At 72.5% G+C, this 26,842-nt stretch carries 25 protein-coding genes and 1 riboswitch; of the genes, 4 read left to right on the top strand and 21 right to left on the bottom strand.

Going from position 1 to position 26,842, the window contains the following annotated elements; genetic code table 11:
• Window positions 1-64: 64 nt before the first annotated feature.
• From ACFY12_RS06975 to ribD, 10 genes are all read right to left on the bottom strand, one after another.
• Window positions 65-1,195, bottom strand: coding sequence for a hemolysin family protein (locus ACFY12_RS06975; RefSeq protein WP_390714694.1), 1,131 nt, complete (start codon window positions 1,193-1,195; stop codon window positions 65-67).
• On the bottom strand, window positions 1,192-2,553 hold the full coding sequence (locus ACFY12_RS06970) for a hemolysin family protein (protein WP_390714693.1): 1,362 nt from the start codon (window positions 2,551-2,553) through the stop codon (window positions 1,192-1,194). The genes ACFY12_RS06975 and ACFY12_RS06970 overlap by 4 nt, the downstream gene beginning before the upstream one ends.
• Before the next feature lie 166 nt (window positions 2,554-2,719).
• On the bottom strand, window positions 2,720-3,184 hold the full coding sequence (locus tag ACFY12_RS06965) for a PH domain-containing protein (RefSeq protein ID WP_390714692.1): 465 nt from the start codon (window positions 3,182-3,184) through the stop codon (window positions 2,720-2,722).
• A gap of 118 nt (window positions 3,185-3,302) precedes the next feature.
• Window positions 3,303-4,151 carry an ATP phosphoribosyltransferase gene (gene hisG / locus ACFY12_RS06960; RefSeq protein WP_390714691.1) on the bottom strand — a complete coding sequence of 283 codons (849 nt, stop codon included), beginning with the start codon at window positions 4,149-4,151 and terminating at the stop codon, window positions 3,303-3,305.
• A 67-nt stretch (window positions 4,152-4,218) separates the two neighbouring features.
• On the bottom strand, window positions 4,219-4,491 hold the full coding sequence (locus ACFY12_RS06955; protein ID WP_030412067.1) for a phosphoribosyl-ATP diphosphatase: 273 nt from the start codon (window positions 4,489-4,491) through the stop codon (window positions 4,219-4,221).
• Window positions 4,492-4,525: 34 nt separating this feature from the next.
• Window positions 4,526-5,011 carry a 6,7-dimethyl-8-ribityllumazine synthase gene (gene ribH, locus ACFY12_RS06950; protein WP_390714690.1) on the bottom strand — a complete coding sequence of 162 codons (486 nt, stop codon included), beginning with the start codon at window positions 5,009-5,011 and terminating at the stop codon, window positions 4,526-4,528.
• Between the two features lie 54 nt (window positions 5,012-5,065).
• The gene (locus tag ACFY12_RS06945) at window positions 5,066-6,355 is read right to left on the bottom strand and encodes a bifunctional 3,4-dihydroxy-2-butanone-4-phosphate synthase/GTP cyclohydrolase II (RefSeq protein ID WP_390714689.1); all 1,290 of its coding nucleotides are present in this window, start codon (window positions 6,353-6,355) and stop codon (window positions 5,066-5,068) included.
• Between the two features lie 91 nt (window positions 6,356-6,446).
• A complete protein-coding gene (locus tag ACFY12_RS06940) occupies window positions 6,447-7,115 on the bottom strand; it encodes a nicotinamide riboside transporter PnuC (protein WP_390714688.1) in 669 nt (222 codons plus the stop codon).
• A complete protein-coding gene (locus tag ACFY12_RS06935; protein ID WP_390714687.1) occupies window positions 7,112-7,756 on the bottom strand; it encodes a riboflavin synthase in 645 nt (214 codons plus the stop codon). Before ACFY12_RS06935 ends, ACFY12_RS06940 begins: the two co-directional genes overlap by 4 nt.
• A 1-nt stretch (window position 7,757) precedes the next feature.
• The gene (gene ribD, locus ACFY12_RS06930; RefSeq protein WP_390715070.1) at window positions 7,758-8,879 is read right to left on the bottom strand and encodes a bifunctional diaminohydroxyphosphoribosylaminopyrimidine deaminase/5-amino-6-(5-phosphoribosylamino)uracil reductase RibD; all 1,122 of its coding nucleotides are present in this window, start codon (window positions 8,877-8,879) and stop codon (window positions 7,758-7,760) included.
• Window positions 8,880-9,063: 184 nt separating this feature from the next.
• Window positions 9,064-9,194, bottom strand: a riboswitch (FMN riboswitch).
• Between the two features lie 327 nt (window positions 9,195-9,521).
• On the opposite strand from ribD, the gene ACFY12_RS06925 reads away from it, so the two are divergent.
• The 3 genes from ACFY12_RS06925 (at window position 9,522) to ACFY12_RS06915 (ending at window position 12,957) form a co-directional block, all read left to right on the top strand.
• Entirely contained in the window at window positions 9,522-10,895 is a 1,374-nt protein-coding gene (locus ACFY12_RS06925; RefSeq protein ID WP_390714686.1) for a uracil-xanthine permease family protein, read from the top strand.
• Window positions 10,896-11,184: 289 nt separating this feature from the next.
• Window positions 11,185-11,841 carry a DUF5995 family protein gene (locus tag ACFY12_RS06920; protein WP_390715069.1) on the top strand — a complete coding sequence of 219 codons (657 nt, stop codon included), beginning with the start codon at window positions 11,185-11,187 and terminating at the stop codon, window positions 11,839-11,841.
• A gap of 186 nt (window positions 11,842-12,027) precedes the next feature.
• Window positions 12,028-12,957: a TIGR03619 family F420-dependent LLM class oxidoreductase gene (locus ACFY12_RS06915; protein WP_390714685.1), complete on the top strand. Its 930-nt coding sequence runs from the start codon at window positions 12,028-12,030 to the stop codon at window positions 12,955-12,957.
• A 31-nt stretch (window positions 12,958-12,988) separates the two neighbouring features.
• Here the strand turns inward: ACFY12_RS06915 and ACFY12_RS06910 are convergent, their stop codons facing one another.
• From ACFY12_RS06910 to ACFY12_RS06900, 3 genes are all read right to left on the bottom strand, one after another.
• Window positions 12,989-14,680 (bottom strand): flavin monoamine oxidase family protein, encoded by a 1,692-nt coding sequence (locus ACFY12_RS06910; protein ID WP_390714684.1) that lies wholly within the window; start codon window positions 14,678-14,680, stop codon window positions 12,989-12,991.
• 73 nt (window positions 14,681-14,753) lie between these two features.
• Window positions 14,754-15,551, bottom strand: a complete 798-nt coding sequence (locus tag ACFY12_RS06905) for a carbon-nitrogen hydrolase family protein (RefSeq protein ID WP_390714683.1) — start codon at window positions 15,549-15,551, stop codon at window positions 14,754-14,756.
• Window positions 15,552-15,652: 101 nt separating this feature from the next.
• Window positions 15,653-16,684, bottom strand: a complete 1,032-nt coding sequence (locus tag ACFY12_RS06900; protein WP_390714682.1) for a LysR family transcriptional regulator — start codon at window positions 16,682-16,684, stop codon at window positions 15,653-15,655.
• 54 nt (window positions 16,685-16,738) lie between these two features.
• Between ACFY12_RS06900 and ACFY12_RS06895 the strand changes: the two genes are divergently transcribed.
• On the top strand, window positions 16,739-18,202 hold the full coding sequence (locus tag ACFY12_RS06895; RefSeq protein WP_390714681.1) for an MFS transporter: 1,464 nt from the start codon (window positions 16,739-16,741) through the stop codon (window positions 18,200-18,202).
• Here the strand turns inward: ACFY12_RS06895 and ACFY12_RS06890 are convergent.
• The 8 genes from ACFY12_RS06890 to ACFY12_RS06855 all read right to left on the bottom strand — a co-directional run bounded on the left by ACFY12_RS06890 (window position 18,180) and on the right by ACFY12_RS06855 (window position 26,731).
• A complete protein-coding gene (locus ACFY12_RS06890; protein ID WP_066927893.1) occupies window positions 18,180-18,635 on the bottom strand; it encodes an Lrp/AsnC family transcriptional regulator in 456 nt (151 codons plus the stop codon). The genes ACFY12_RS06895 and ACFY12_RS06890 overlap by 23 nt on opposite strands.
• 10 nt (window positions 18,636-18,645) lie before the next feature.
• On the bottom strand, window positions 18,646-20,118 hold the full coding sequence (locus tag ACFY12_RS06885) for an amino acid permease (RefSeq protein WP_390714680.1): 1,473 nt from the start codon (window positions 20,116-20,118) through the stop codon (window positions 18,646-18,648).
• Between the two features lie 390 nt (window positions 20,119-20,508).
• Window positions 20,509-21,972 carry a GuaB1 family IMP dehydrogenase-related protein gene (locus ACFY12_RS06880; protein ID WP_390714679.1) on the bottom strand — a complete coding sequence of 488 codons (1,464 nt, stop codon included), beginning with the start codon at window positions 21,970-21,972 and terminating at the stop codon, window positions 20,509-20,511.
• A gap of 164 nt (window positions 21,973-22,136) precedes the next feature.
• Window positions 22,137-22,613, bottom strand: coding sequence for a barstar family protein (locus ACFY12_RS06875; RefSeq protein ID WP_390714678.1), 477 nt, complete (start codon window positions 22,611-22,613; stop codon window positions 22,137-22,139).
• Window positions 22,614-22,698: 85 nt separating this feature from the next.
• Window positions 22,699-23,166, bottom strand: coding sequence for a ribonuclease domain-containing protein (locus tag ACFY12_RS06870; RefSeq protein ID WP_390714677.1), 468 nt, complete (start codon window positions 23,164-23,166; stop codon window positions 22,699-22,701).
• Between the two features lie 87 nt (window positions 23,167-23,253).
• On the bottom strand, window positions 23,254-24,270 hold the full coding sequence (locus ACFY12_RS06865) for a sugar-binding transcriptional regulator (RefSeq protein ID WP_066927903.1): 1,017 nt from the start codon (window positions 24,268-24,270) through the stop codon (window positions 23,254-23,256).
• 248 nt (window positions 24,271-24,518) lie between these two features.
• Window positions 24,519-25,202 carry a ribulose-phosphate 3-epimerase gene (rpe, locus tag ACFY12_RS06860; RefSeq protein WP_390714676.1) on the bottom strand — a complete coding sequence of 228 codons (684 nt, stop codon included), beginning with the start codon at window positions 25,200-25,202 and terminating at the stop codon, window positions 24,519-24,521.
• 89 nt (window positions 25,203-25,291) lie between these two features.
• The gene (locus tag ACFY12_RS06855) at window positions 25,292-26,731 is read right to left on the bottom strand and encodes an RsmB/NOP family class I SAM-dependent RNA methyltransferase (RefSeq protein WP_390714675.1); all 1,440 of its coding nucleotides are present in this window, start codon (window positions 26,729-26,731) and stop codon (window positions 25,292-25,294) included.
• Window positions 26,732-26,842 lie beyond the last annotated feature (111 nt).

The raw sequence follows: 26,842 nt of genomic DNA, 5'->3' as shown, positions 1-26,842 counted from the left end.
TCTCCATGAGCTGGAGACCGGAAAGACACAGCCTGACGTCCCGGGCCCCGCCCGGCCCCCGGCCTCAGCCGGCCAGGGCGCGGTCCTCCGCCGGCAGCACGGCTTCCGCGCGCGGCTCGGTGACCCGCTCCCCCGCGTCCCGGCGCTCCCGGCGGACGGCCGGCGTCCGGCGGTGCGACGGATCACGGACCTCACCGACCAGCATCTCCAGCACGTCCTCCAGGGCCACCAGCCCGAGCACCCGCCCGGACCCGTCGGCCACCGCCGCCAGATGGGAGGCGGCCCGGCGCATCGCCGTCAGGGCGTCGTCCAGGGGGAGCTCGGCGCGCAGCGTGGCCATGGGGTGCCAGATCCGCTGGGGCACCGCACGGTCCCGGTCCTCGAGGTCGAGGACGTCCTTGACGTGCAGATAGCCCATGTACGCCCCACCGGGCGCGCACACCGGGAAGCGCGAGTAGCCGGTCCGTACGGTCAGCTCCTCCACCTGGCGGGGCGTCACCGTCGGCTCGACGGTGATCAGGCCCGACGGGTCGAGGAGGACATCGGTGACGGGGCGGCTGCCCAGTTCCAGGGCGTCGGCGAGGCGCTCCTGGGCGGCCGGTTCGAGCAGGCCCGCCTGGCCCGCGTCCTCGACGAGGTGGGTCAGCTGCTCGCTGGTGAAGACCGCCTCGACCTCGTCCTTCGGTTCGACGCGGAAGAGCCGCAGCACACCGTGGGCACAGGCGCCGAGGAGGGCCGTGACCGGGCGGCACACCCGGGCGAAGGCGACCAGGCCCGGGCTGAACCACAGGGCGGTCTTCTCCGGTGCGGCCATCGCCAGGTTCTTGGGGACCATCTCGCCGATGACGAGGTGGAGGAAGACCACCAGCGCCAGGGCGATGACATAGCCGAGCGGGTGGACCAGCGGAGCGGGGAGGCTGACCGCCTCGAAGAGCGGTTCCAGGAGGCGGGCGACGGTCGGTTCGGCCACCGCACCCAGCGTCAGGGAGCAGACGGTGATGCCGAACTGGGCGGCGGCCATCATCTGCGGAAGGTTCTCCAGCCCGTGCAGCACCTGCCGGGCCCTGCCGGAACCTTCCGTCGCCAGCGGTTCGATCTGTGAACGGCGTACCGAGACCAGGGCGAACTCGGCACCGACGAAGAAGCCGTTGGCGAGGACCAGGAGTATCGCGAAGAGCAGCTGGGCCAGGGTCATCGGGACACCTCCGCAACGGCCGCGGCGGGCTCGCGCACGGCGGGTACGGTGGCCGTCGCGGTCCGGACGAGCCTTATCCGCTCGGCGCGGTGGTGCGACACCAGCCGCACCCGGAGCCGCCAGCCGTCGAGTTCCGCGGTGTCGCCGGGGGCCGGGATCCGGCCGAGTATGTGGGCCACCAGCCCGGCCACCGTCTCGTACGGCCCCTCCGGGGCCTGCAGGCCGATCCTTCGCAGGGTGTCCACCCGGCAGCCGCCGTCGGCGTCCCAGGCGGGGCGGCCCTCCTCGGGCGGGGCCTGGCCCAGTTCCGGCAGGTCCACGCCGTCGTGCTCGTCACGGACCTCACCGACCAGCTCCTCGATGATGTCCTCCAGCGTGACCACACCGGCGGTGCCGCCGTACTCGTCGACGACCACTGCTATCGGCTGTTCGCTGCGCAGCCGTTCCAGCAGCGGCTGCACCGGCAGCGTCTCGGGCACCAGCAGTGGCGGCACCGCGATCCGGGCCGCCGGGGTGCGCAGCCGGTCGTGTGCCGGGACGGCCAGCGCGTCCTTGAGGTGGACCATGCCGACGACCTCGTCGAGGCGGGTGCGGTAGACGGGGAAGCGGGACAGGCCGGTGGCGCGGGTCAGGTTCACCACGTCCTCGGCGGTCGCGGTGTCCTGCAGGGCGCTGACCCGTACCCGCGGAGTCATCACGTTCTCCGCGGTGAGCTCGCCCAGGGAGAGGGTACGGACGAAGAGGTCGGCGGTGTCCTGCTCGATGGCGCCCGCCCGGGCCGAGTGCCGGGCCAGCGAGACCAGTTCGCCAGGGGTGCGGGCGGAGGCCAGCTCCTCGGTCGGCTGCACGCCCAGCATGCGGACGAGCCGGTTGGCGACGGTGTTCAGCAGGGTGATCACCGGGCGGAAGAAGCCGGAGAAGGCCCGCTGCGGACCGGCCACGAAACGGGCGACGGACAGTGGCCGGGAGACCGCCCAGTTCTTGGGCACGAGCTCGCCGACGACCATCTGGACGGCGGACGCCACCAGCATGCCGAGGGCGACCGCGACGCCCGGCACCACGGCCGCGGGCAGACCGGTCGCGTGCAGCGGGCCGGACAGCAGCTGGGCCAGCGCGGGCTCGGCGAGCATACCGACGACCAAAGAGGTGATCGTGATGCCGAGTTGGGTGCCGGAGAGCTGGAAGGAGAGTTCGCGCAGTGCGGAGACGACGGTACGGGCACGGCGGTCGCCGCCGGCCGCGGCCCGTTCGGCATCCGCCTTCTCGACGGTGACGAGGCCGAACTCGGCGGCGACGAAGAAGCCGTTGGCCAGGATCAGCGCAAGAGCCGCCGCGAGCAGCAGCAGGGGGCCGGTCATGCCGCCGCCCCCGTCGTATGCGGAGGGGCGGCGCAGGTACTACAGGACGATCCGTCCATTGCCGGAGGGAGTCACTCCTCGGGTCGCGATGGGCCCACTGAGGGGCAGGGCGCAGGGGCGCGCCCCGGGGAACAGAGTAAACATCAGGGCCCGGGGTACGGCAGGTTCACCGGGCCGTGTGGTCCAGCACACCATGCTTCTCGGTGAGGTCGCGCAGCGCCCGGGCGTCGCGGACGGCCTGGTCCCGGCCGATGCCGGGCTGGATGCCCATGGCGGGCAGGCTGGTGCCGTCGGCGAGGTCGAGGTGGACCCAGGGGTCGCCGGGCCGGAGGTTGACCCGGACGACCTGGGCCCAGGCCAGCTCGCGCTTGGTGGTGAGGTTGACCACGGTGACGCCCTCCTGCCGCGCGACCACCTTGGGGCGGCTGAGCAGCAGGAGGACGGACCCCACCAGCAGTCCGGTGACGATGAAGCTGAGCCGCTCGCCGCCGCTCAGCTCCGGCAGCGCCAGCGCGATCGCCGTGAGGGCGGCGAGCTGGGCGACGGCGACGGCGTACAGGACCACCCGGGTACGGGTCGGCCGGAAGGTCACCGGGAGGCTGGGCAGCGAAGGCTGGGGTACCGCGGACACGTCGTCGCCTTCCGTCGTACGTAGGGGGTGCCGGAGGGGGCCCGGAGGAGAGGGAGGAGCGGAGGAACCGGAGCCGGGGTGCCGGCCGGTCGGGGCCGGCCGGCGTGGATCCCGGTGGTCAGAGCCGGCAGGCGTGGATGCCGGTGGTGAGGATCGCGCGGGCGCCGAGGTCGTACAGCTCGTCCATGATGCGCTGGGCATCCTTGGACGGGACCATCGAGCGGACCGCGACCCAGCCCTCGTGGTGCAGCGGGGAGACGGTCGGCGACTCCAGGCCGGGCGTGAGGGCAACGGCCTTCTCGACGTGCTCGACCCGGATGTCGTAGTCCATCATCACGTACCGGCGGGCCACCAGGACGCCCTGCATGCGGCGGAGGAACTGGCGCACCTTCGGGTCGTCCTCGGGGGCGCCGGTACGCCGGATGACGACGGCCTCGGACTTGAGGATCGGCTCGCCGATGATCTCCAGGCCGGCGTTGCGCAGGGTGGTGCCGGTCTCGACGACATCCGCGATGATCTCGGCGACGCCGAGCTGGATCGCGGTCTCCACGGCGCCGTCGAGGCGGACGACGGAGGCGTCGACGCCGTTGTCGGCGAGGTGCTTGCCGACCAGACCGGAGAAGGAGGTGGCGATGGTCATCCCGCCGAAGTCGGCGACGTCCTTGGCCGTGCCGGGGCGGGTGGCGTAGCGGAAGGTCGAGCCGGCGAAGCCCAGCTGGAGGATCTCCTCGGCGTCGGCTCCGGAGTCCAGCAGCAGGTCACGGCCGGTGATGCCGATGTCGAGCTTGCCGGAGCCGACGTAGACGGCGATATCGCGCGGGCGCAGGAAGAAGAACTCGACCTCGTTCCCGGCGTCGACCAGGACCAGTTCCCGGCGGTCCTTGCGCTGGCGGTAGCCGGCCTCATGGAGCATCGCCGACGCAGGCTCGGACAGTGAACCCTTGTTGGGGACAGCGATGCGCAGCATGAGAGCGAATTCCTTTGCGACTGGGGCGAGTTGAAGCGGGGAGGAGAAGTGGGGGGCGAGGGGTGGTTCAGAGGTGGGCGTAGACGTCGTCGAGGGAGATGCCCTTCGCGACCATCATCACCTGGAGGTGGTAGAGGAGCTGGGAGATCTCCTCCGCGGCCGCCTCATGGGACTCGTACTCGGCCGCCATCCAGACCTCGGCGGCCTCCTCGACGACCTTCTTGCCGATCGTATGGACGCCGGCCTGCACCAGCTCGGCGGTGCGGGAGGTGGCCGGGTCGCCGGTGGCGGCCTTCTGCTGGAGCTCGGCGAACAGCTCCTCGAACGTCTTCTTGGACATGATGGTCACCACCCTACGCGCTCGCCCCGCCCGCTCAGTGCCAGGGCTCGGACAGCGAGCGGAGGGTGACGGCGGTGGCGACAGCGGCGGTGACCGCCTCGTGGCCCTTGTCCTCGTGCGAGCCCTCGAGGCCCGCGCGGTCCTTCGCCTGCTCATCGTTGTCGCAGGTCAGCACGCCGAATCCGATCGGGACGCCGGTGTCCACGCTGACCTGGGTCAGGCCCTGGGTGACGCCCTGGCAGACGTAGTCGAAGTGCGGGGTGCCGCCGCGGATGACCACGCCGAGGGCGACCACCGCGTGGTAGCCGCGGCCCGCGAGGACCTTGGCGGCCACCGGCAGCTCGAAGCTGCCGGGGACCCGGAGCACGGTCGGCTCGTCGATGCCCAGGTCCGCCAGGGCGCGCAGCGCGCCGTTCACCAGGCCGTCCATGACTTCGGTGTGCCACTGGGCCGCGACCACGGCCACCCGCAGGTCGCCACAGTTCTTCACGGTCAGTTCAGGTGCGCCTTTGCCGCTCACGGTTCTCCTCGTACGAGTGAAAGTGGGGTGGTGGATGGAGTGAGGGTGTGGTGGCTACTGGTTGCCGCAGGTGGTGGCGTGCTCGCCGTCCAGCCACGGGAGGTCGTGGCCCATCCGGTCCCGCTTGGTGCGCAGGTAGCGGAGATTGTGCTCGCCGGCCTGGACGGGCATCGGCTCGCGGCCGGTGACCGTGAGGCCGTGCCGCACCAGGGCGGCGGTCTTGTCGGGGTTGTTGGTCATCAGGCGCAGCGAGCGGACGCCCAGGTCCCGGAGCATCTGCGCGCCCGCCGCGTAGTCGCGGGAGTCGGCCGGCAGCCCCAGTTCGAGGTTGGCGTCGAGGGTGTCGCGGCCGCGCTCCTGGAGCTCGTAGGCGCGCAGTTTGGACAGCAGTCCGATGCCGCGTCCCTCGTGGCCGCGGAGGTAGATCACCACCCCTCGGCCCGCCTCGGTGATCCGCCGCAGCGAGGCGTCCAGCTGGGGGCCGCAGTCGCAGCGCAGGGAGTGGAAGATGTCGCCGGTCAGGCACTCGGAGTGGACCCTGACCAGGACGTCCTCACCGTCCCCGAGGTCGCCGGCGACCAGTGCGATGTGCTCGACTCCGTCGACCGTGGAACGGTAGCCGTACGCGGTGAACTCGCCGTGCGCGGTGGGCAGGCGGGTGGCGGCCTCGCGGCGGACGGTCGGTTCGGACGACTGCCGGTAGGCGATCAGGTCCTCGATGGAGATGATCGACAGGCCGTGCTTGCGGGCGAACGGCACCAGCTCGGGCAGCCGCAGCATGGCGCCGTCCTCGCCGGCGATCTCCACGATGGCGGCGGCCGGACGCAGTCCGGCGAGCCGGGCGAGGTCGACGCCGGCCTCGGTGTGGCCGTTGCGGACGAGGACGCCGCCGGGCTTGGCGCGCAGCGGGAAGATGTGGCCGGGCCGGACGAAGTCGCCGGGGGTGGCGTCGCCGGAGGCGAGCAGCCGCAGCGTGGTGGCGCGGTCGGCGGCGGAGATGCCGGTGGTCACGCCGTGCGCGGCGGTGGCGTCGACGGAGACCGTGAAGGCGGTCCGCATCGACTCGGTGTTCCGCTCGACCATCTGCGGGAGCTCCAGCCGGTCCAGGTCCGGGCCCGCCATGGGGGCGCAGATCAGTCCGCGGCACTCGCTCATCATGAAGGCGACGATCTCGGGGGTGGCCTTCTCCGCGGCGACGACGAGGTCGCCCTCGTTCTCGCGGTTCTCGTCGTCCACGACCACGACGGGGCGGCCGGCGGCGATATCGGCGATGGCCTGCTCGACGGGGTCGAGCGCCAGGGACTCGGAGTCCCCGGCGTCGTACCAGCTCTTCAGGGCGGTCATGCTCGTGCTCCCTTGTTCGCTTCTCCGCCCGCGCGGCGCAGAGGTGCGGCCTTCGTTGCTGTCTGCGACCCGGCGGCCGCGCGTGCGTCGCTCACGAAAGTGCTCCTTCCAGGACGGCCCGGGCCTCAGCGGCCGCCGCGGCGCGGCGCGAGCGCAGCCACCAGTCGCGCAGGCCCCATACGACGAGGGCGAAATAGACGACGTAGACGAGACCGGAGAAGGCGAGCCCGCTGCCGAAGGCGAGCGGGACGCCGACCAGGTCGACCAGCAGCCAGGCGAACCAGAACTCGACCAGGCCGCGGGCCTGGGCCACCATCGCGGCGAGCGTGCCGACGAAGATGTAGGCGTCCGGCCAGGGGTTCCAGGACAGTTGCGGGATCAGCGTGAAGAGCGTGCCGACGGCGACGGTGCCCAGGGCCGTGCCGGCGAGCAGCAGACCGCGCTCGCCCCAGCTCGCGAAGCGGACGGCGATCGAGCCGTCCTGCGCCTGCCGCCGGCCGCGCTGCCACTGCCGCCAGCCCCACAACGCCACGCCGATGACCAGGAGTTGCTTGCCGACACCGCCACTGAGGTGGGCGGAGGCGTAGGCGGCGACGAGGATCAGGCCGGAGAGGAACTGGGCCGGCCAGGTCCATATCGAGCGCCGCCAGCCGAGCGCCAGGGCGGCCAGACCGACGGTGTTGCCGATCATGTCCGACCAGATGACGTGCTGTCCGAAGGCCGTGAAGGCCTCGCCGTTCAGCGGGTCGAGGAGGCTCACCGGCCCATCTCCTTGATCTCCTCGACGTCCGTCAGGTCCGCGAGGTCGCCGGAGCCCCGCGCCAGCAGCCGCTCGACGTACTTGGCGAGGACGTCGACCTCCAGGTTCACGGGGTCGCCGGCCTGCTTGATGCCGAGGGTGGTGAGCGCGAGGGTCGTCGGGATGAGGCTGACGGTGAAGTGGGCGTCACCGGCGTCGACGACGGTGAGGCTGACCCCGTCGACGGTGATGGAGCCCTTCTCGACGACATAGCGGGACAGCGCGGCAGGCAGGGCGATCCTGACGATCTCCCAGTGCTCGCCGGGGATCCGTTCGACGAGGGTGCCGGTGCCGTCGACATGGCCCTGGACGAGGTGGCCGCCGAGCCGCCCGCCGAGCGCCATGGGGCGCTCCAGGTTGACCCGCGAGCCGGTGGTCAGCGCGCCGAGGCTGGAGCGGTGGAGGGTCTCGGCCATCACATCGGCGGTGAATTCTCCGTCGACGGTGTCCACGACGGTCAGGCAGACGCCGTTGACGGCGATCGAGTCGCCGTGCTTGGCGCCTTCGGTGACGACGGGGCCGCGGAGCCGGAACCGGGAGCTGTCACCGAGGTTCTCGACGGCGACGACCTCACCCAGTTCTTCGACGATTCCGGTGAACACTTCAGTTCTCCTCGTGGCGGGCATGCGCGGAGACGGCATGCGCAGAGACGGCAGGACGGATGGGCGTGGCGGTGATGCGCAGATCGGGGCCGAGCCGTTCGGTACCGGTCACATCGAGCCGCAACGCCTGGGCGATGGTGGTGATTCCGGCGTCGCCGACGGCGGCCGGTCCGGCGCCGAGCAGCACCGGTGCGAGGTAGCCGACGACCTTGTCGACGGCCTGGGCGGCGAGGAAGGCCCCGGCGAGTGTGGGCCCGCCTTCGAGGAGCACGGAGCGGACGTCGCGCTCGTACAGGGCCTGGAGCAGGGCGGGGATCGACAGGCCGGGCCCGTCGGCGGCGCGCGGCAGCCGCAGCAGCGGGGCGAGACCTTCGAGGTGGGCGGCGTCGGCGTCCTCGGCGACCGCGATGAGGGTCGGCGCGGTGCCGTCCAGGACGCGGGCGCCGGCCTTGACGGCGGTGGCGCCGGAGTCGACGACGACCCGCAGCGGCTGGCTGATGTCGTCGTCGGACAGGCTGGTCCGGGCGCCGAGCTGCGGATCGTCGGCGCGGGCGGTGCCGGAGCCGACGATCACGGCGTCCGCGGCGGCCCGCAGCCGGTGCACATCGGCGCGCGACTCGGGCGAGGAGATCCAGCGGCTGGTGCCGTCGGCGGCGGCGATCCGGCCGTCGAGGGTGGCGGCGTACTTCCACAGCACGAAGGGGCGGCGGCGCAGGACCGCGGTCAGCCAGGCCTCGTTGCCGGCCGCGGCCTCGTCGGCGAGGAGTCCGCCCTCGACGTCGATACCGGCCTCGGCGAGGGTGACGGCGCCGCCGGTGGCGGCCGGGGTGGGGTCGGAGACGGCGTAGACGACGCGGGCGATCCCGGCGTCGATCAGCGCCCGGGCGCAGGGGCCGGTACGGCCGGTGTGGTTGCAGGGTTCGAGGGTGACCACCGCGGTCCCGCCCCGGGCCCGGTCACCCGCGGCGCGCAGGGCGTGGACCTCGGCGTGCGGGCCGCCGGCGCGCTGGTGCCAGCCCTCGCCGGCGGTACGGCCGCCGGAATCCAGGACGACACAGCCGACCACGGGGTTGGGGCTGGTGTGCCCCAGGCCGCGCGCGGCGAGCTCGATGGCTCGGCGCATCGCCGCGGTCTCGACGGGGGCTCGGGTGGCCACCGGGTCCTCCTGCCTCTTCGGGCACGGACTCCGGGGCTGTCGGATACGACAGAAGCGGGACGGAGCAACGGGAACACCACGGACGTACGACAAGGCCCGCCCGGAGAACGACCGGACGCGCCGCCGACGGCGGTGTACCGAGACTCGCCCGCCGCGCACTGCCTCCCATCCGGACTTTCACCGTCGGTGCAGGAATTCCACCTGCTCAACCGGCCGCTGGCTGCGGACGGGTCGCGGACTGTTACCGCCGGTTCGGAATTACACCGACCCCGGAGTGCGCTGCTGCTCTTATGTCAGTACAGCTTCAGTCTGCCACGGCTGATCGCGACCCATGCGGGCGAGGTGCTGTGGGCTGCCTCACAGCCCGCGGGTGCGTACCGGGCCCCGTTCCGGGCGGTGAGCCGGGACGAGTGACGGGACAGTACGGGACAGTCGGGACGACTGACGGGACGGTCGGGACGAGTGACGGGACAGTGACGGAGGACATAGCCGGTTCCCGGCCGTCCCGGATCCTGGCATACCGGGAGGAGAGGGACTGACGCCGCTCTAACATTGCCCGGTCATCCCCCGTACGGACGGTCATCACCGTCATGGAGAACTGGAGCAGTCATGGGCCTCGGTGTGCGCTGGACCGTGCATGGCGACGGGCGCAACCCGGCCCCGGGAGCCGTGGTCAGACCGGATGAGCGGCTGTCGTGGCCGCGGACGGCGGGCCTGGGCGCGCAGCATGTCGTCGCCATGTTCGGTGCGAGTTTCGTCGCCCCGGTACTGATGGGTCTCGATCCCAACCTCGCGATCATGATGTCCGGTGTCGCGACGGTCATCTTCCTGCTGGCGACGCGCGGCCGGGTGCCCTCGTACCTGGGCTGTTCGCTGTCGTTCGTCGGGGTCGCCGCGGTGATCCGGGCGCAGGGCGGCACCAGTGCGACGGTGACCGGTGCGGTGCTGGCCGTTGGTGTGGTGCTGTTCCTCGTGGGGCTGGCCGTGCAGCGGTTCGGGGCCCGGATCATCCACGCCGCGATGCCTCCGGTGGTCACCGGCGCGGTGGTGATGCTGATCGGCTTCAACCTGGCGCCGGTGACGGCGCGTACGTACTGGCCGCAGGACCAGTGGGTGGCGCTGCTGACCATGCTGGTCACCGGGGGTGCCGTGGTGTGCCTGCGTGGTTTCTGGTCCCGTATCGCGATCTTCCTCGGGCTGGTCTTCGGCTACGCCGTCTCCTGGCTCTTCGACCGGGTCTTCGGAATGATCCACTCCGTGAACGGGGCCGGGAAGGTCACCGACCACTGGCGGCTGGACTTCTCCGCCGTCGGCCAGGCCGACTGGATCGGCCTTCCGCACCTCCACGGGCCGAGCTTCGAATGGTCGGCGGTCCTGGTCGCGCTGCCCGTGGTGATCGCGCTGGTCGCGGAGAACGCCGGGCACGTCAAGGCGGTCGGGGAGATGACCGGTGACCGGCTGGACGACAAGCTCGGCACCGCGATCTCCGCGGACGGTGCGGCCTCGGTGCTCTCCACGGCGCTCGGCGGCCCGCCCAACACCACATACTCCGAGAACATCGGCGTGATGGCGGCGAGCCGGGTCTACTCCACCGCGGCCTACTGGGCAGCGGCAGGGTTCGCCCTGCTCTTCGGTCTGTGCCCGAAGTTCGGCGCGGTGGTGGCCGCGATACCCGGTGGGGTGCTGGGCGGCATCACCGTCATCCTGTACGGCATGATCGGCCTGCTCGGCGCCCAGATCTGGGTGCACAACAAGGTGGATCTGCGCAATCCGCTGCACCTCGTACCGGTCGCCGCCGGCATCATCATCGGCATCGGCGGCGTCAGCCTGCGCCTCGGCGACCACTTCGAGCTGAGCGGTATCGCGCTGGGCACGATCGTGGTGCTCACCGGCTACCACGTGCTGCGCGCACTGGCCCCCGCGCATCTGAAGGCGCAGCCGCCGCTGCTGGACGAGGGCACCTCGTCCTACGACAAGGCGTAGCGGCAGGGCGGCGCCGGACATTGCCCCGTTGCCGGACATCACCTCGGCGCCGGACGTTCCCCCGTTCCGGTCAACGCCGTCCGGCACCGGCGGATTTCCGTCGTTCCGCTGACAGGCTGGGCGGATGACGACATCTCAGGAATCGACGGACCGGGAACGCGGTGAGGACGACGGCCTCGGGCCGGCGGACACCGTGGCCGCTCCGGCCGCTCCCACCGCTCCTCCTGCTCCTCCCTCTTCTCCCGCTTCCCCCGCTTCCCCCGCTTCTCCCGCTTCTCCCGCTCGCGGCATCGTGGACGTCCTGGCGCGGATGCGGGCACTGGACGCGGCGCTGCCCGCCGGGGACGGGGTGGCCGTCTTCAACAGCGTCTACCTGACCGTCACCGAGGAGGTGGCGCGGCGGATCGAGGGCGGCGCCTTCCAGGACGCGCGGGCCGCCGGTGAGCTGGACGTCCGGTTCGCGCGGCGCTACTTCGACGCGGTGGACGCCGCGACGGCGGGGCGGCGGCCGCCCGCCTGCTGGCGGCCGCTGTTCCAGCTGCGCCGCCACCCGGGGGTGCGTCCGCTGCAGTTCGCGCTGGCCGGGATCAACGCCCATATCGGCCACGACCTGGCGCTGGCGGTGCTGGACACCTGCCGGGCGCTGGAGTGCGAACCGGACGCGCTGGAGACCGACTTCGCCCGGGTGGGCGGGGTGCTGACCAGCCTGGAGGAGCGGATCCGCGAACGGCTGATGCCCGGCCCCGACGTACTGGACGTCGCCGATCCGCTGACGCATCTGATCGGGTCCTGGAGCCTGGACAAGGCCCGGGACGGTGCCTGGGTGGCGGCCCGGGCGCTGTGGTGCGTGCGCGGGCTGCCGGAGGTGACGGAGGAGTTCACCGAGCGGCTGGACGCCGGGGTGGGGCTGGTGGGCCGGATGCTGCTGACGCCGCTGCCCGGGTGACCGGGCCGCCGGCCGCTGCCCGGGTGACCGGGCCGCCGCACGGGTGACCGCGCCGCCGCACGGGCCGCCGCACCGACATTTCACCGCTGAACTTCCGTACACCGTGGGTACGTTGCTCTGGAGTGCCGGAGACAGTCAGGGGACACCTTGGACAGCCGGGACACCTGAGACGAAGGAGTGCGGCGCATGGCCATCCGACTCGGTCTGGGCCTTCCGCAGACGCGGCAGTACGACATCGGACGGGACGTTCCCGAGGTGGCGCGGGCCGCGGAGCGGACCGGCTACGAGAGCCTCTGGGTCTTCGAGCGGATCCTGTTCCCCGAGCCCGCCACCCAGGGGCTGTACGGGATTCCGGGCCTGCCCTGGCCCGATCAGTACCGCGCGGTCGCCGACCCGCTGGTGACGCTGGCGCTGGCCGCCGCGGCCACGGAGCGGGCCCGGCTGGGCACCAGCGTCCTGGTCGCCCCGCTGCACGTACCGTTCCAGCTGGCCCGCGGCCTCGCCACCCTGGACGCGGCGAGCGGCGGCCGGGTGGTCGCGGGCCTGGGCACGGGCTGGTCGCTGGACGAGTACGCGGCCGCCGCGGTCGCCCCGTTCGAGCGGCGCGGCGCAGTCCTCGACGAGGTGATCGACGTCTGCCGCGCGGTGTGGGGCCCGGACCCGGTGGCGTACGAGGGATCGCTGACGACCATCGCCCCGTCCGCCGTCGGCCCCAAGCCGAAGCGACCGATCCCGATCCTGCTGCCCGCCACCAGCGCGCGGGCGCGGCGCCGCCTGGTCGACCGGGCGGACGGCTGGATGCCGGTCGGCGCGGGCGCCGAAGCGCTCGCCGAGCAGTGGCGGCTGCTGCGGGAGACGGCCGCCGAGCGGGGCCGCGAGGAGCCGGTGCGGAGCGTGCTGCGGGTCAACACCCAGCACACCCGCGCCCCGTACGAGGGCGGCAACCGCCGCCCGTTCCAGGGCAGCGTCGAGCAGATCGCCGAGGACCTGGCCGCGCATGCCGCGGTGGGCGTGGAGGAGATCCTCATCGATCTGCAGGGCGGGGCCAGGGACGCCGCGGAGCTGACGGATCTCGCGGCGGAGATGTACACGGCGGCGCGGGTGGCCGGGGTCTGAACTCCCCGGCCGCCCACTCGGTTCCCGGGACTCAGTCCTCGGGCAGCTCGACCGGGGCGATCTCGTCGTAGACGTCGCCGGGGCCCGGGTTGGTCGGGTCGGTGGCGCCGCCGAACTGGTGCATCACGCCCCATACGGCGTTGAGCGCGGTCTGTACGGCGCCCTCGGCCCAGCCGGCGGTCCAGGAGATGTCGTCACCGGCGAGGAAGATGCCGCGCTTGTCCTCGGGCAGGCGGTCCTGCATGAAGTGGGTGAACAGGCGCCGCTGGTAGCGGTAGTGGCCGGGCAGGTTGGCCTTGAACGCGCCCATGAAGTACGGCTCGTTCTCCCAGGACACGGTGACCGGGTTGCCGATGATGTGCTTGCGGATGTCGACCTTCGGATAGATCTCGCCGAGCGACTTCAGCATCACCTCCATCCGCTCGTTCGCGTCCAGCGGCAGCCACTTGAGGCTGTCGTCGCACCAGGTGTACGAGAGGCAGATGACGGCGGGCCGGCCCGGGCCGTTGTCCAGCAGATAGGTACCGCGGGTCATCCGGTCGGTCAGCGTCATCGACATGACGTCCCGCCCGATTTCTTCGTCCTTGTCCAGCCAGAACGGCCGGTCGACGGGCACGAAGAGCTTGCTGGACTCCATGTAGTGGGTGCGCTCGACCGCCGTCCAGTGGTCGATGGGCAGCAGCTCGTCATCGCAGGCGATCTTGGACAGCAGCATCCAGGACTGCGCGGTGAAGATGGCCGCCTGGTACGTACGGATGTCGCCGGACGTGTCGGTGACGGTGATCCGGTTCCCGGCGGTGCGGTTCAGCCGCGTCACCGCCGGGCGCGGTTCGCCGTCGTGCAGCGACTTCAGCGAGGTCCCGTACGGCCAGTGGACGATCTTCTCCGGGGTGCGCTCCCACAGCCTCAGCGGGACCTGCTGGCTGCCGCCGACGATGCCGCGGTGGTGGTCGTCCGCCTCGGTGTAGACGACGCGGAGGATCTCCAGGATGGAGTTGGGGAAGTCGGTGTCCCAGCCGCCGGTGCCGAAGCCGACCTGGCCGAAGATCTCGCGGTGGCGGAAGGACTTGAAGGCCTCGGAGTCGCAGAGGAAACCGTAGAAGGTCTGGTTGTCGAGCTTCTCGACGAGCTTGGACCAGATCTCGCGGACGCGCGGGACGTCGCGCTCGCGCATGGCGCGGTTCATGTCGGAGAAGTCGGCGCCCTCCTCCAGGCAAGCGTTCCACGCGTTCATCACGTCGCGGTAGACCTGCGGCAGGTCATCGACCGTACGGGCGTAGTGGGACTCGCCCTTGAGGTCGACGACGGTCGACGGGGTGTCGGGGGCGAGGGGGTTGGGGAACGGCCTGGTCTCCAGGCCCACCAGATCGATGTAGTGCTGGAAGGCGGTGGAGGACGGCGGGAAGCGCATCGCGCCCAGCTCGCAGTTGAGCTCCTCGTCGCAACCGTCGAAGCCGACGGTGCGCAGCCGGCCGCCGATCTCGTCGGCCTCGTAGACGACGGGCTTGAGGCCCATCTTCATCAGCTCGTACGCGGCGACGATGCCGGAGAGCCCGCCGCCGATGACCGCGACCTCGGTGCCGTGCTCGGTCGCGGGGACGGAGCCGAGGCCCGCCGGGTGGGCGAGGAAGTCGTCGTACGCGTAGGGGAAGTCCGGGCCGAACATGGTGATCGGCGGCTGGCCGTCGGTGTGCTGGACGGCGGGGGGCACCGTGGACGTCATGGGGCGGGGACTCCTTGCGCGGGGAACTGACGGTGGAGCTGGTGGAGAGGAGGGATGGGGTGGAGGAAGGGGTTCAGACGAGGGACCCGTACAGGCCGGGGCGGCGGTCGCGCAGATACGGGTTGTGCTCGCGCGAGGCGGCGAGGAACTCCGGGTCGGCGTCGGCGAAGACCAGCTCCTCGCCGCGGCCGGCCCGGGCCCGGGCGACGCCGTCGGGTCCGGCCAGCGTGGAGAGCCCGACGAACTCGAACTCCCCTTCCGGGCCGGTGCGGTTGACGTACGCGATGTACATCTGGTTCTCGAAGGCGCGCACCGGCAGCAGCGATTCAGCGACGAACTGGAACGGGTGCATCTGTGCGGTGGGCACCAGCAGCAGGTCGGTGCCGGCGAGGGCGTGCGCGCGGACGTTCTCCGGGAACTCCACGTCGTAGCAGATCATCAGGCCGATGCGGAGGCCGCCCAGCTCGGCCTGGACGACGGGCTGGTCGCCCGGGGTGAACCACTCGCGTTCGAAGCAGCCGAAGAGGTGCGTCTTGCGGTAGGCGGCCAGGCGCCGCCCGTCCGGGCCGATCAGCTGGACCGCGTTGTACACCGTCCCACCGTCGCGCTCGGGGAAGCCGTAGGCAACGGCGAGGCCGTGGCGCACCGCGATCTCGGCGACGGCACGCGCCGCGTCGCCGTCGGCGGGCTCGGCGAGCCGGGGGACGTCGTCGCCGATGGCGTACCCGGTGAGGAACATCTCGGACGTGACCAGCAGTCCGGCGCCGTGCGCGGCCGCCGTGCGGGCGGCGTCGTCGAGCACCCGCAGATTGTGGGCGACGTCGCCGGGCTGCCCCGAGCTCTGGAGCAGGGCGGTGTGCAGCGACGTCATGGGACCCCTCGGCGGAACGGGTGCGGGCGGCGGGACGCATTGACGGTACGGGGCGCCGGCGATGCCGGACAAGGCGCCTCCGTTGCGTGCCGACGGACGATTCATTGCGCGTTCAAGCGGCTCCGCGGCGATTCGTTGCGTACGGCGTTCTCGCAGGTGGGAGCGGGTGCCGTATCGGGTGCCGTATCGGGTGCCGTATCGGGTGCCGTGTCGGGTGCCGCGCCGATCACCTCGGTGACCGCCCGCCGTACCAGCCCGCGCAGCCAGCGGTGCCCGGCGTCGGCCTCCTGACGCGGGTGCCAGGCCATCTCCATGGTCATCGGCGGCAGGTCGAGCGGGATCGGCAGGGTGCGCAGGCCCAGGCTGCGGATCGTCGAGGCCGCGGTGGCCTCGTTCGCCATGCCGACCGCATCGCTGTCGCGGACCATCAGCAGGGAGGCGGCGAAGGTGGGGACGGTGGCGATGACCTTGCGGCGCAGTCCGAGTTCGGCGAGCGCGGCGTCGATGGGCCCGGTCAGCCGGCCGCGGCGGGTGTGGTTGAGGTGCGGGGCGTCGGCGTAGCGGCGCGCGGTGAGCTTCCCGGTGGTCAGCGGATGGCCGGCGCGGACCACCGCCACCGGGTGGTCGCGGTACAGGCGCTCCGTGCGGATCTCCGGCTCATGGCTGTCGATGACGCCCAGCTCCAGGTCCGCGGCGCCCTCGCGGAGCAGCGGTACATCGACCGGACTTTCGCCGAGGAAGCGCAGGACGACCTGCGGCGCTTCCGCGGCGGCGAGGGCGACCAGCCGCGGGCCGACGGCGGTGACCAGGAGGTCGTTGGCGGTGAGGGTGAACGCCCGGGCCAGCCGGGCCGGGTCGGCGGGCGCGGCGGGGGCCAGCACGCCCTGGGCCGCCTCGACCAGGCGGCGGACCTCGGCCCGGATCTCCCGGGCGCGCGGAGTGGGCACCATATGGCGGCCGGCGCGGACCAGGACCGGGTCGCCGATCGTCCGGCGGATCCGGCCGAGGGCGCGGCTCATGGCCGGGCCGGAGAGCCCGAGGCGGTCGGCCGCCGCGGTCACGCTCTCCTCTTCGAGCAGGGCGTCCAGCGCCGTCAGCAGGTTGAGGTCGATGTTTGCGTTTCGCGCAATCATGGAGTGCACACCTTGCAGTTGAGGTTATCCCACCCGGACTCTAGCGTCCCGGCCATGACCTCGACCGTGACTCCCTCCCCCGCCCTGGCCACCGGCCCGCGCGCCGGACGCCGCTCGGTGACCGCCGCGATGTGCGCCTGTGTGCTGGTCGCCCAGTCGCTGGTGGCCGCGATGAACCTGGCGATACCCAAGATCGCCGCGAGCGGGCTGCATCCGTCCGCCTCCCAGCTGCTGTGGATCGTCGACAGCTACGTACTGGTCTTCGCGGGGCTGCTGATCCCGGCGGGCGCGCTCGGCGACAGATTCGGCCGCAAGGGCATGCTGCTGACCGGCCTCGGCGTCTTCGCGGCGGGCGCGCTGCTGAGCGCGCTGGCACCAGCCCTTCCGGTACTGCTGGCGGGCCGCGCCCTCTCCGGCGCGGGCGCTGCCCTGCTGGTCCCGGCGACCATGTCCGTTCTGCTGCACGCCACACCGCCGGAGCGCAGGGCCGGGGCGGTGGCCGCCTGGAGCACGGCGCTCGGCATCGGCGGGATGGCGGGCAACGCGGGCGGCGCGCTGATCCTCCAGTACCTGCCCTGGCAGGGGCTCTTCTGGGCGTACGTCCTGCTCGGGCCGGCCCTGCTGGTCTGGGTCGCCTCGGCCGCGCCGCGGGTTCCCCGGCAGACCGCGGTGCTCGACCTGCCCGGTTCGGCACTGCTGGTCCTGGGGGCGGGCGCGCTGCTCTTCGGCGTCATCGAGGGCCCGGGCCGGGGCTGGACCTCCGCCGCGGTGACCGGCGCCTTCGCCCTCGCCCTGGTGGCCTTCGCGGTGTTCGTACGGCACGGGCTGCGGGCCGCGCACCCGGTGCTCGATCCCCGGCTGTTCCGGCTGCCGCGGCTGCGGGCCGGCGTCCTCGGTATCGGCCTGGCGTTCTTCGGGATGTTCGCGCTCTTCTACGTGAACGCCCAGTTCCTCCAGTACGTCAAGGGCTACTCACCGCTCCAGACCGGCTTCGCGATCGTGCCGCTGGCCGCCGGGATGATGGCGGTGACGCGCTACGGGCTGCGCTGGGCCCAGCGGGCCGGTGAGGCCCGGACGGTCGGCGTGGGCCTGGCGCTCATCGCGGCCGGACTGCTGCTGCTGTCCACGGCAGACGCCGGTACCCCGTACCTCCGCTATGTGGTGTTCCTGCTGATCATGTCGGCCGGAGCGGGGCTGGCGATGCCGTCCCTGTCGCATGCGATCGTGGCCTCCGTGCCGCCCCGGCGCGCGGGGATGGGCTCCGGACTCCAGGGCGCGGCACGGGAGTTGGGCGCGGCGCTGGGCATCGCCGTCGTCGGCACCGTCCTGTCCGTACGCTTCACGGCCGGCACCGGCGACGGCACCTCGGCGGCGGCCGCCTTCACCGATGGCGCGGCGCTGGGCTACCGGATCGCGGCGGGCGTGGTGCTCGTCCTCGGCACCGCCGTGGTCACCGGCCTGCGCCGGACGAGCACACCGGGCGACGACGGAGAGGTCAGCCCGGCGCGCCCGAGCTGAAGCGGCGGAGCAGCGGCGACAGCACCAGGACGGACTTGGTCCGTTCGACGAACGGCTCGCCCGCGATCCGCTCCAGCACCCGCTCGAAGTGCCGCATGTCGGAGGCGAAGACCTGGACGAGGGCGTCCGCCTCACCGGTCACGGTGGAGGCGGACGCCACTTCCGGGTAGCGCGACAGGCCGCGGTGGATCGCCTCGGGCGAGGTGTTCCGGCGGCAGTAGACCTCGATGTACCCCTCGGTCTCCCAGCCGAGCGCCGCCGGGTCCACCCGTACGGTGAAGCCGGTGATGGCACCGTCGGCCCGCAGCCGGTCCACCCGGCGTTTGACGGCCGGGGCGGAGAGCCCGACCTCCTGGCCGATGTCGGCGTAGCTGCGGCGGGCGTCCTCGGCGAGGGCGTGGACGATGCGTTCGTCGAGATCGTTCAGTCGCACTGCGGGTGGATCACTTCTCTGGTGTGGCCAATCGGGAGCGGCGCTTGCCGTAACCGAAGTAGATCACAAGGCCCACCGCCATCCAGGCACCGAAGACCACCCAGGTGACCACGCCCAGGCTGAGCATCAGCCCGACGCACATCAGGAAGCCGATCGCCGGGAACAGCGGAGCGAGCGGCGTACGGAACGACCGCGGCATCTCGGGCCGGGTGCGGCGCAGCACGATCACGGCCACGTTGACCAGCGCGAAGGCGAAGAGCGTGCCGATGCTGGTGGCGTCCGCCAGCTCGGCCAGCGGCACCGCGGCGGCCAGCACACCGCAGAACAGCGAGACGATCACGGTGTTGATGCGCGGCACCCCGGTCTTGGCGTGCACCTTGGAGAACGCCTTCGGCACCAGCCCGTCCCGGGACATCGCGAAGAGAATGCGGGTCTGGCCGTAGAGCACGGTCAGCACGACGCTGGCGATGGCGATGACCGCGCCGAAGGCCAGCAGCACGGCCCACCAGCTCTGGCCGGTGACCGCCTTGAGGATGCCGGCCAGCGCGGCCTCCGAGCCCTCGAAGCTCTGCCACGGCATCGCCCCCACCGCGACCGCCGCGACCAGGCAGTACAGCACGGTGACGATCACCAGCGAGAGCATGATGGCGCGCGGCAGATCACGCTGCGGGTTCTTGGCCTCCTCGCCGGCCGTGGAGGCCGCGTCGAAGCCGATGTACGAGAAGAAGAGGGTCGCGCCGGCGGCGCTGACACCCGCCATGCCCAGCGGCATGAAGTTGGCGTAGTTCCCGGAGCGCACACCCTGCACGGCGACGCCGCAGAAGAGCAGCAGCGCGACGATCTTGACTACCACCATGATCGTGTTGGCCCGGGCGCTCTCCTTGGCCCCGCCCATCAGGAACACCATGGCCAGCAGGACGACCAGCAGTGCGGGCAGGTTGAAGATCCCGCCGTCACCGGGCGGCGCGGCCAGCGCGTCCGGGATGGTGAAGCCGAAGACACCGTCGAGCAGCTCGTTCAGGTACTGGCCCCAGCCCACCGCGACAGCCGCGACCGAGACGCCGTACTCCAGGATCAGGCACCAGCCGCAGACCCAGGCGACCACCTCGCCGAGGGTGGCGTAGGCGTAGGAGTACGAGGACCCGGAGACCGGGATGGTGCCCGCCAGCTCCGCGTACGACAGCGCCGAGAACAGCGCGGTGAGGCCGGCGAGCACGAAGGAGAGGATGACCGCGGGACCGGCGACCGGGACGGCCTTGCCGAGGACGACGAAGATGCCGGTGCCGAGAGTGGCGCCGACGCTGATCATGGTCAGCTGCCAGACACCCATCGAGCGGCGGAGCGAACCCCCTTGCCCCTTGCCGCTCTCGGCGACCAGCCGCTCGACCGGCTTGCGCCGCATCACCCCGGTGCCGACGGCTCCAGGGGCGGGCGGTTCGGTGTTGGTGTCCCCCGGGGGCGGGGCTGCGCCGTGCTCCAACACTGAGGTGGCTCCTTAATCGCTGCCGGTCGGATGGCGGCCACCGACAGCGATCCGTACGCGGGCATGCCAAAGCAGCCTACGCCGACCGCCGAGCAGGCGGTCGCCGCCACTCCACGTACTTAGCGCAGACCTTACGGTGCGCCGCTGAGCTGCCGTAATGCAGGTTCCTTGCGCAACCGCGGACGATCGTTGCGCACCGGCGGGCAGCCCGGAGATTCGTTGCGTATCGGGCACCGGTAGGACGGATTCCGGACGGTCTCCGAAGGAACCGTCCAAGGGGTGGACGCCATGGTCACCCGGCGTCCCGGACCGGATACGCGACCGGCCCCGCACCGAGTGGTCGGTGCGGGGCCGGTGGGCGAGAGTTGCCCGAACGTTGCCTGTCGGGAACTAGCTCCAGCTGTCGTGCAGCGGCTTGCCCTCGGCGTAGCCGGCGGCGCTCTGCACGCCGATGACGGCCTTCTCGGCGAACTCCTCCAGGGAGGCCGCGCCCGCGTAGGTGCAGGAGCTGCGGACACCGGCGATGATCGAGTCGATCAGGTCCTCGACGCCGGGACGCGCCTGGTCGACGAACATCCGCGAGGTGGAGATGCCCTCCTCGAAGAGCGCCTTGCGGGCCCGGTCGTAGGCCGACTCCTCGCTCGTCCGGCGCTGCACCGCACGGGCCGAGGCCATACCGAAGCTCTCCTTGTACGGGCGGCCGTCGGCGGTGTGCTGGAGGTCGCCGGGCGACTCCAGCGTGCCCGCGAACCAGGAACCGATCATGACGTTGGACGCACCGGCGGCCAGCGCCATGGCGACGTCGCGCGGGTGGCGCACCCCACCGTCGGCCCAGACGTGCTTGCCGTACTTCTTGGCCTCGGCGGCGCACTCCAGCACCGCGGAGAACTGCGGCCGGCCGACGCCGGTCATCATGCGGGTGGTGCACATCGCGCCCGGTCCGACACCGACCTTGATGATGTCCGCACCGGCTTCGATCAGGTCGCGGACGCCCTCGGCGGCGACGATGTTGCCGGCCACGATCGGCACCTGCGGGTCCAGCGCCCGTACCTTCCTGACCGCCTCGATCATCGACTCCTGGTGGCCGTGCGCGGTGTCGACGACGAGGGTGTCCACGCCGGCGTCCAGCAGCGCCTGGGCCTTGCCGGCCACATCGCCGTTGATGCCGATGGCGGCGGCGATCCGCAGCTTGCCGTCGGCGTCCACGGCGGGGGTGTACAGGGTGGCGCGCAGGGCGCCCTTGCGGGTGAGGATGCCGACCAGCATGCCGCTCTCGTCGACCGCGGGCGCGAGCTTGCGGTTGGCGGCGTCGAGGCGGTTGAACGCCTCACGCGGGTCGATGTCCGCGTCCAGGACCAGCAGGTCCTTCGACATGACCTCGGAGACCTGGGTGAAGCGGTCCACCCCGGCCAGGTCGTGCTCGGTGACGACACCGATCGGGCGGCCGCCCTCGACGACGATGCCCGCGCCGTGTGCCCGCTTGGGCAGCAGCGCCAGCGCGTCGGCGACCGTCGCGACCGGGGAGAGCACGATCGGCGTGTCCAGTACCAGATGACGGCGCTTGACCCAGGTCACGACGTCGGTGACGACATCGAGCGGAATGTCCTGCGGGATGACGACCAGGCCACCACGGCGGGCGACGGTCTCGGCCATCCGGCGGCCGGCGATCGCCGTCATGTTGGCGACCACGAGGGGGATGGTGGTGCCGGTCCCGTCGGGCGCGGAGAGGTCCACACCCTGGCGGGAGCCCACGGCGGAGCGGCTGGGCACCATGAACACATCGTCGTAGGTCAGGTCGTAGGGCACCGAAGAACTCTCTTCGAGCGCGCCGTTCTTCGGATTGAGGAATCGCATATGGCCAGGATACGGGCCCTGACCTGGGCTCATACGATTGTCCGAGCTGCCGTGGGGCCATGTGTGCGATCCGCCAAGGCCGCGCGCGGGCCGGGCCTCCGGACGGCGCTGTGCCCCCTGCGTGCCCTACGCCCCTTGCGTGCCCTACATCCCTTGCATGCCCCCTACGTCCCTTGCCGGCCCCGTCCCCTGGCCATGATCACCACCAGTCCGGTGTCGGTGTCGCGCCAGTAGCCCACCGCGTCGGCCAGTACGGACTCCACGACGCTCCAGTCGTCGGGCGCGGCGGCCGCGTAGTCCTGCCAGCCCGTGACGACCAGCAGCCGGCCGCGGCCGGCCGGGCACCAGGACAGGTCCATCAGGCAGTCGGCGAGCGCATCCCAGTTGCGGCCGAACCAGTCCGGCAGCCGCAGCGAGCGGGCGCACCGATCCATGAACGCGGCCTTGTCGGCCGTCCCCGCCAGATCCAGGGCCGCGCCGCGCCAGCCGGCCTCCCGCGCGGCCTCCAGCGCATCCGCCACGGGCCGGTCCGCGGGCCAGGTGAGCACCCCCGGCGGCGTACGCCCGGCCAGCACCGCGGCCAGCGGGCGGGGCACCGGGCGGGGCACCTCACCGCCGTTGCCGGACACCGGGAACGTCATCGCAGCACCGCCCTGCCCCATCCCCCGGGGGTCGCCCCCCGGACCCCCGGCCGCACCCCGCACCGGCCGCCGAGTACCAGCAACGTCATCGCAGCACCGCCCTGAACGATCGGTAGTGGTCGTCGGTGTAGTAGGTCTCGTGGCTCTTGCCGGTGACGAGGCGGCGGGCGCCGCGGTCCCGTGAGCCGGGCGTGGGGACCGTGTACTCGTGGTAGTAGCCGCGCGGCTGACGGGGCAACAGCCGCTCATGGTTGCCGAAGACGGTCCCGTCCTGCCGGTACGGGAAGGGCCCGCCGGCGTCGATCAGCCGGAGGGTGTCCCGGGCCTGGACGGGCAGCCGGCCGGCCTCGACGACCGGTATGCCGTGCGCCCAGTCCGGTACGCCGGAGGTGCCCGGCGCGACGGTGCCGCCGGAGGCGGTGGCCCGCGGCGGCCGGGGTGAACTCCCCTTGTCCGCACCGCCGGTGGCGCATCCGCTCAGGACGAGGAGCAGTCCGGCGAGCAGCGCGGCGAGGACGGCGGCGGCACGCCGCGGGGCAAAGCTGATCTTCATGGCGCCGATGCTGTCACAGGCCCGCACCGGCTGCCCGCCGGTGGGCGCCTCCGGGGTGGCCGGCCGGCGGCCCCGGCCGGCCGGGCGTCACGATCCGTCCGGGTCCGCGCGGTCCAGGGCGGGGCGCGGCCCGGGGCCGGTCTCCAGCAGCAGGTGATCGGCCGCCGCGGTGTCCGTGACCAGGCTCGTCACCAGGCCGGAGCGGAGCACCGCGCCGATCGCCGCGGCCTTGCGCCGGCCGCCCGCGATGGCGACGACCTCGGGGATACGACGCAGCCGGTCCGCCTCGACGGTGATGCACCGCTCGCCCAGGTCCCGTCCGATCCGGCGGCCCTCGGCGTCGAAGAGGTGCGCGGACATCTCGGCGGCGGCGCCCAGCGAGGCGTAGTGCTCCCGCTCCTCCTCCGTCAGCATGTCGTAGACGGTCGAGACGCCGGGCTCCCAGGAGCCGATGGAGACACAGGCGACGGTGACCTTGTCGAAGTACTCGAAGGCGCGGGCGATACCGGTCTGCCGGCGCAGCGCCTCGGCGGTCGCCGGGTCGGGCAGCAGCATCGGCGCGTAGATCGGGTGCGCCTCGCCTCCGGAGACATCGGCGGCGCGGCGCACCGCCTCGACCGAGCCGCGGTCGGCGGTGCCGGCGTCGTACACCCCGGTGAGCTGGACGACCGTGCAGGGCGGCAGCCGGTGCAGCGCGGCCGCCATGTGGATGGTCGAACGGCCCCAGGCGAGCCCGAGCACATCGCCCTCGGTGACCAGTTCGCCGAGCAGGTCGGCGGCGACCTCACCGAGGTTCTCGGGGTCGGCGGCGTCCTCGGGCGGCGTCTGGCCGCCGAAGGCGGGGGGAGCGTCCGCGGGCGATTCGACGACCACGGCGTGCCGCAGGCCGTAGCGGGCCCGCAGGGCGTCGGAGCGCTCGGCGTCCAGTTCGGAGGGCACCCGGATCTCGATCCGTACGAGATCACGCTCCAGGGCCGTCTCCAGCACCCGCGCGACCTTGAACCGGCTGACGCCGAACTCCTCCGCGATCTGGATCTTCGACTTGCCCTCGAGATAGAAACGGCGGGCCATGGCCGCAGCCTGCACCAGCTCGGCAGGGCCCATACCCGACTGCGGGCGGCTGGCTACCACGAAATTCTCCCCTTTTGCGCACCTGATCGAGTCTTTGCTCATCCTTTCAGAAACCCGAGGGCAACGGGGACCAACGGCGCCCCGACGATCGTGAACACTCAGTGGCGCCACGGACGATCGGTGGCACGGCCCCGCCACGAAGGAGCTGCCGGTGGCCGGATCCGGCCACCCCGCCGCCCCTGGGTTTCCACTGGCTACCGCCGCCCCCCCGGTTCCCGGGATCAGTGCGCGCAGCCCCAGCCCGCCGCCGCGGTCGCCGATTCGGCCTTCGCGCGAAGCTCGCGGACCGCCTTGGCCGGGTCGTCCGCGCCGTAGACCGCGGAACCGGCCACGAACACATCGGCGCCCGCCTCGGCGCACCGCTCGATGGTGGCGTCCGAGACCCCGCCGTCCACCTGGAGCCACAGTTCCAGGCCGTGCCGGGAGATCAGCTCACGGGTGCGGCGGATCTTGGGCAGCATGATGTCCAGGAACGCCTGGCCGCCGAAGCCGGGCTCCACCGTCATGATCAGCAGCATGTCGAGCTCGGGCAGCAGGTCCTCGTACGGCTCGATCGGCGTGGCCGGCTTGAGCGCCATCGACGCCCGCGCGCCCTTGGCCCGGATCTCCCGCGCCAGCCGCACCGGCGCGGCCGCCGCCTCCGCGTGGAAGGTCACCGACCCGGCCCCGGCCTCGATGTACTGCGGCGCCCAGCGGTCCGGGTCCTCGATCATCAGATGCAGGTCGAGCGGGGTGTCCGTCGCCCTGCTCAGCGATTCGACGACCGGGACGCCGAGCGTGAGGTTGGGGACGAAGTGGTTGTCCATGACGTCGACGTGGAGCCAGTCGGCGCCCTCGACGGCCTTCGCCTCCTCGGCGAGGCGGGCGAAGTCCGCGGACAGGATGCTGGGGTTGATCAAGGCCATGCCACCAGTATGGCGCCCTGGTCCGGCGCCCCCGGACGCGGGACCAGGGGCGCTGTCGGCGCGGGACGGAAGCGGGGCGCCGGCCGCCCTCACCCGGTGCGGCGCAGCAGGGCCAGATACATCGCGTCGGTGCCGTGCAGATGCGGCCACAGCTGGACGTCCGGTCCGTCGCCGAGGGCCGGGACGCCGGGCATCAGCGGCCGGGCGTCGACCCACTCCACCTCCACCGCCGGGCCGCCGCGGCCCTTGATGACGTCCTCCACCACGGCCCGGGTCTCGGCCGGGTGCGGCGAGCAGGTCGCATAGCCGACCACGCCGCCGACCCGTACGGCGGCCAGCGCCTCCCGCAGCAGGGCGCGCTGGAGCGGGGCGAAGCCGTCGAGGTCCTCGGGGCGGCGGCGCCAGCGCGCCTCCGGCCGCCGGCGCAGCGCGCCCAGCCCGGTGCACGGCACATCCACCAGCACCCGGTCGAAGGCGGCAGGGCGCCAGGCGGGACGGGTGCCGTCGGCGGCGATCACCGCGTACGGGCCGGGGTTGCCGGCCAGTGCCCGCGCCACCAGCCGCGCCCGGTGCGGCTGCTTCTCGGACGCCAGCAGCGCGGCACCGCGCTCCGCCGCGAGGGCGGCCAGCAGTGCCGCCTTGCCGCCGGGGCCCGCGCAGCCGTCGAGCCAGGTGCGGTCCGGGCCCTCGACGGGCGCGTTGGCCAGCGCGAGCGCGACCAGCTGGCTGCCCTCGTCCTGGACCCCGGCGCGCCCCTCACGGACCGCGTCCAGCGCGCCGGGCTCACCGCCCTCCGCGAGGCGCACCGCGTACGGCGACCAGCGGCCGGGCAGCGCGCCTTCCTCACCGGTCGCGGCCAGCAGCTCCTGCGCGGTGGCCCGGCCGGGGCGCGCCACCAGGGTCACCTCGGGGCGCTCGTTGTCCGCCGCCAGCAGGTCCTCGATGCCGGCGCGGCCGCCGCCGAGGGCGTCCCACAGCGCCGAGACGATCCAGCGGGGGTGGGCGTGCACGATGCCGAGGTGCTCCTCGGGGTCCTCGTCGTAGTCCGGCGCGACCCGCGCCAGCCAGCCGTCCAGGTCCTCGGCCGCGACCTTGCGCAGCACCGCGTTGACGAACTTGGCCCGCCCGTCGCCCAGTACCACCCGGGCCAGCTCGACGGTCGCGCTGACCGCGGCGTGCGTCGGGATCCGGGTACCGAGCAGCTGGTGCGCGCCGAGCGTCAGCACGTCCAGGACCGGCGGGTCCACCTCGCGCAACGGCCGGTCCACGCACTGCGCGAGGATCGCGTCGTACGTCCCCTGGCGCCGCAGCGACCCGTACACCAGCTCCGTGGCGAGCGCGGCGTCCCGGCCGTCGAAGTCGCCGCCCTCGCGCGCCTTGCGCAGCAGCGGCGGCAGAACGAGATTCGCATAGGCGTCCCGCTCGTCGACGGCCCGCAGCGCCTCGAACGCGAGGATCCGTACCGGGTCCTTCTTGGGGCGGCGATAGGGCTTACGGGTGCCGTGACGGCGGGGCGGCTGCTGGCTCACAGAAAAGGTGCTCCGGATACGAGAGGGGGGTTCCGTCCCAGCCTACGCGGGCCGGAAGACACCGGCGCGCGGGGACCGGCGACGAGCGGGCGGCACTTCCGACGCGGGCCC

It is taken from the genome of Streptomyces sp. NPDC001339 (genome assembly GCF_042895955.1).
Classification (GTDB): Bacteria; Actinomycetota; Actinomycetes; order Streptomycetales; family Streptomycetaceae; genus Streptomyces.
The sequence above is the reverse complement of the archived record's forward strand: the minus strand, read 5'-3'. Positions and strand labels throughout refer to the sequence as shown.

Coding starts and splice junctions, on each gene's coding strand:
- ACFY12_RS06875 (WP_390714678.1), bottom strand. CDS start 22,613: ATGACGTTCCCGGTGTCCGGCAACGGCGGTGAGGTGCCCCGCCCGGTG.
- ACFY12_RS06880 (WP_390714679.1), bottom strand. CDS start 21,972: ATGCGATTCCTCAATCCGAAGAACGGCGCGCTCGAAGAGAGTTCTTCG.
- ribD (WP_390715070.1), bottom strand. CDS start 8,879: ATGCGCCGAGCCATCGAGCTCGCCGCGCGCGGCCTGGGGCACACCAGC.
- ACFY12_RS06900 (WP_390714682.1), bottom strand. CDS start 16,684: ATGATTGCGCGAAACGCAAACATCGACCTCAACCTGCTGACGGCGCTG.
- ACFY12_RS06910 (WP_390714684.1), bottom strand. CDS start 14,680: ATGACGTCCACGGTGCCCCCCGCCGTCCAGCACACCGACGGCCAGCCG.
- ACFY12_RS06865 (WP_066927903.1), bottom strand. CDS start 24,270: ATGGGCCCTGCCGAGCTGGTGCAGGCTGCGGCCATGGCCCGCCGTTTC.
- ACFY12_RS06895 (WP_390714681.1), top strand. CDS start 16,739: ATGACCTCGACCGTGACTCCCTCCCCCGCCCTGGCCACCGGCCCGCGC.
- hisG (WP_390714691.1), bottom strand. CDS start 4,151: ATGCTGCGCATCGCTGTCCCCAACAAGGGTTCACTGTCCGAGCCTGCG.
- ACFY12_RS06915 (WP_390714685.1), top strand. CDS start 12,028: ATGGCCATCCGACTCGGTCTGGGCCTTCCGCAGACGCGGCAGTACGAC.
- ACFY12_RS06870 (WP_390714677.1), bottom strand. CDS start 23,166: ATGAAGATCAGCTTTGCCCCGCGGCGTGCCGCCGCCGTCCTCGCCGCG.
- ACFY12_RS06975 (WP_390714694.1), bottom strand. CDS start 1,195: ATGACCCTGGCCCAGCTGCTCTTCGCGATACTCCTGGTCCTCGCCAAC.
- ACFY12_RS06905 (WP_390714683.1), bottom strand. CDS start 15,551: ATGACGTCGCTGCACACCGCCCTGCTCCAGAGCTCGGGGCAGCCCGGC.
- ACFY12_RS06945 (WP_390714689.1), bottom strand. CDS start 6,355: ATGACCGCCCTGAAGAGCTGGTACGACGCCGGGGACTCCGAGTCCCTG.
- ACFY12_RS06955 (WP_030412067.1), bottom strand. CDS start 4,491: ATGTCCAAGAAGACGTTCGAGGAGCTGTTCGCCGAGCTCCAGCAGAAG.
- rpe (WP_390714676.1), bottom strand. CDS start 25,202: ATGGCCTTGATCAACCCCAGCATCCTGTCCGCGGACTTCGCCCGCCTC.
- ACFY12_RS06925 (WP_390714686.1), top strand. CDS start 9,522: ATGGGCCTCGGTGTGCGCTGGACCGTGCATGGCGACGGGCGCAACCCG.
- ACFY12_RS06970 (WP_390714693.1), bottom strand. CDS start 2,553: ATGACCGGCCCCCTGCTGCTGCTCGCGGCGGCTCTTGCGCTGATCCTG.